The organism is Desulfobacter curvatus DSM 3379 (assembly GCF_000373985.1).
Lineage (GTDB): Bacteria > Desulfobacterota > Desulfobacteria > Desulfobacterales > Desulfobacteraceae > Desulfobacter > Desulfobacter curvatus.
In genome coordinates, this window is the sequence record NZ_KB892981.1 from 1 (window position 1) to 2722 (window position 2722).

Here is a 2722-nt window from a genome sequence, read left to right on the forward strand (position 1 = left end):
AATTTGTTTGATTAAGCCGCGCCTTTAGGCGCTTTTAAAAGACCGCTTTGAGCGGTTAACAATCAGGCCCCCAGTTTTACTGGGGGTTATGACTGAAAGTAGAAGACTGACCAAAAAAGAGAGAGTTGCTAAACAAAAAGAGGAAGACGTTGAAGCCAGTCGACAAAGCGTAAGATTGAAAGACGTTTGGCCTATCTATATTGAAGCTCGAATGAACCGTAAGGAACCTTGGAGCCCGAGACATTTAGCCGACCATCTCCGAATTGCACATGCGGGCGGTGAGAAAAAAAAACGTGGTCAAGGGGTAACCAAACCGGGTGCCTTGGCATCTCTAATGGACTGTAAATTATCTGACCTGACACCTCACCGTATAACACTGTGGTTAGAAACAGAATCCCCAAAAAGAAGTACACAGGCCAGGATTGCTTTTGATGCCTTGAGAGCCTTCATTAATTGGGCAGATGGACAGGAGAAATACAAAGGGCTTGCCTCCCTAGATGCTTGTTCACGCAGGGTCAAAAAAGAGAACCTACCGAAAAGAAAGGCAAAGGACGATTGCTTGCAGAAGGAACAACTATCAGCTTGGTTTAATGCCATCCAGGGATTGAGCAATCCGGTTATTTCTGCATATCTGCAGGGATTATTATTGACCGGAGCCAGACGTGAAGAACTGGCGGGACTTCAATGGGATGATGTCAATTTCAGATGGCAGGCAATGACGATCCGGGACAAGGTAGAAGGGGAAAGGACAATACCCTTGACCCCATATGTGGCCAACCTTTTAAATATGCTGCCCAGAAGGAACCAATGGGTTTTCAGTAGCCCCAAGTCAAAATCAGGCAGGATACAGGAACCCAGGATTCCACATAACAGGGCGCTCTCAGTGGCCGGGATACCAGACTTAACCCTTCATGGGTTGCGGCGCTCTTTCGGCACCCTAAGCGAATGGGTAGAGATGCCCGTGGGAATAACTGCCCAAATAATGGGGCATAAGCCGAGCGCCACGGCTGAAAAACATTACCGGAAACGACCTATTGACCTTCTTAGGATGTGGCATGTCAAAATTGAAAAATGGATACTTGAGCAAGCGGGACTTGAGCAGCCAGAGGTAGGCGACCAGCAGATTTTGAAAGTGGTTAATGGTGGGAAATAAGAGCGTCTTGAACTTGACAAGGCATCTTGCCATATGTAAATTATATGTATACACTTAAACCATGGATGAAACAGTAAAGATAAAAGTTAAAATCACAGAGAAGAACGGTAAATCCATTTTCAAAGAGTGGTTTGCTGGACTTGAAAATAAAGCCAAAACCCAGATAATCCGCAGGTTCGCACAGGTGACCACAGGCAACCTCGGAGATTATAAATATTTGAGGGATAAAGTATCAGAACTTAGGTTTCGGGATGGTCACAGAATTTATTATACCATGATCTCTCCTGATATGCTTTTGTTGCTTGGCGGCACGAAATCGAGCCAAAATAGAGATATTGAAAAGGCGATAAAATGGCTGAAAGAATTGGAAAAATAAACACTGAATCCATGCAGGACATGGACGATTTTATCATTGAACAACTCCGTGAATCCCCGGAGCTTATCCCGGATTTATTGAAAAACACCATCCAGGACCTGACTGCAGAAGAAGACAACTTCAAAAGCGTAATGAAAACGCTTTATTATATCACTCGGGCCAGGGAAGGCGGTGTTTCCGAATTATCAAGAAAAACCGGATTGACCAGGCAGGCACTTTACCGGCTGTTCAAAAACGGGAATCCGACATTGAAAACCCTTGTCAGTGTACTCAACGGCTTGGGTGTCAGACTGGATGTTCAGGCGCAATAAATGAATCAAACTAATTAAGGTGATACAGATTGAATCACACGAAAGAAATCCATATGAATTCTATCCCCTGGCGTGAAGCATTCAAGGAATTTAAAGGGAATGAACCCGGCGCCAGTCTGGCTGGCAGCAGGCACAAGGAGGGGCTTACCCAGGTTCAACTTTCCGAACTTACGGGCATCCCACAGAGGCATATTTCCGAAATGGAACGGGGAAAGCGCCCCATTGGAAAAAGGAATGCAAGACTGTTCTCAAAAGCCTTGAAGGTTGATTACAGGATGTTTCTCTAATCCCCCTGCCACTTCAAAAGGTAATGAAAATCGGCATTATCTCAAAGGAAGATTACAAACACCGGGCATGGTTCGGCCCATCGTGAACGCCACGGATTTTCAAGTTGAATTAAGACTATAATCTCTTTCCCCAGGATAGGCCCGGAGTCATGATCCGGACAGAATAGGCGGTCCCCTGGCCGCCTGTTTAAACAAATCCCACCAGATAAGGAAAAAGCCTGCACAAACGGCGCTCCTACGCGCATAGATTATTTTTTTGAAGGATTTTCTCCCCGGACTTTTTACAGAGATGCACCTCTCCACGCGCATGCATGTTGCAGAAACCGGAATTACCGGACACCTAAAAACGCCCGGCAGGATTCCACCAGGGGCTTGAGTGAGACAACCAATACGCCCGCCCCCTATGACAATGCCTTTGGCTGTTGTCAAAAGAGCTGGCGGACCGGTTTTTTGTTTTCTTTATATCCGTAAAAATGCCGATATAATCTCCTATTAGTTGATTTTTTTCAGTAGTGTCCGGTTAGTTTTTTGCATGTAAAAAACAGCTAAATTTATTGAAAAAACAGTCATTTTTTTGTTGACAAATGTGCGTAAA

General features: G+C 45.0%; 4 protein-coding genes. All 4 read left to right on the forward strand.

What is annotated here, in order from left to right:
• The first annotated feature begins 559 nt into the window (after nucleotides 1-559).
• The 4 genes from B147_RS32385 to B147_RS27750 all read left to right on the forward strand — a co-directional run bounded on the left by B147_RS32385 (nucleotide 560) and on the right by B147_RS27750 (nucleotide 2127).
• Nucleotides 560-1153, forward strand: coding sequence for a tyrosine-type recombinase/integrase (locus B147_RS32385; RefSeq protein ID WP_211216923.1), 594 nt, complete (start codon nucleotides 560-562; stop codon nucleotides 1151-1153).
• Between the two features lie 61 nt (nucleotides 1154-1214).
• A complete protein-coding gene (locus B147_RS0107290; protein WP_020586563.1) occupies nucleotides 1215-1529 on the forward strand; it encodes a type II toxin-antitoxin system RelE/ParE family toxin in 315 nt (104 codons plus the stop codon).
• Entirely contained in the window at nucleotides 1505-1840 is a 336-nt protein-coding gene (locus B147_RS0107295) for a helix-turn-helix domain-containing transcriptional regulator (RefSeq protein ID WP_020586564.1), read from the forward strand. The genes B147_RS0107290 and B147_RS0107295 overlap by 25 nt, the downstream gene beginning before the upstream one ends.
• A 29-nt stretch (nucleotides 1841-1869) precedes the next feature.
• A complete protein-coding gene (locus B147_RS27750) occupies nucleotides 1870-2127 on the forward strand; it encodes a helix-turn-helix domain-containing protein (protein WP_211216924.1) in 258 nt (85 codons plus the stop codon).
• Nucleotides 2128-2722: the final 595 nt, after the last annotated feature.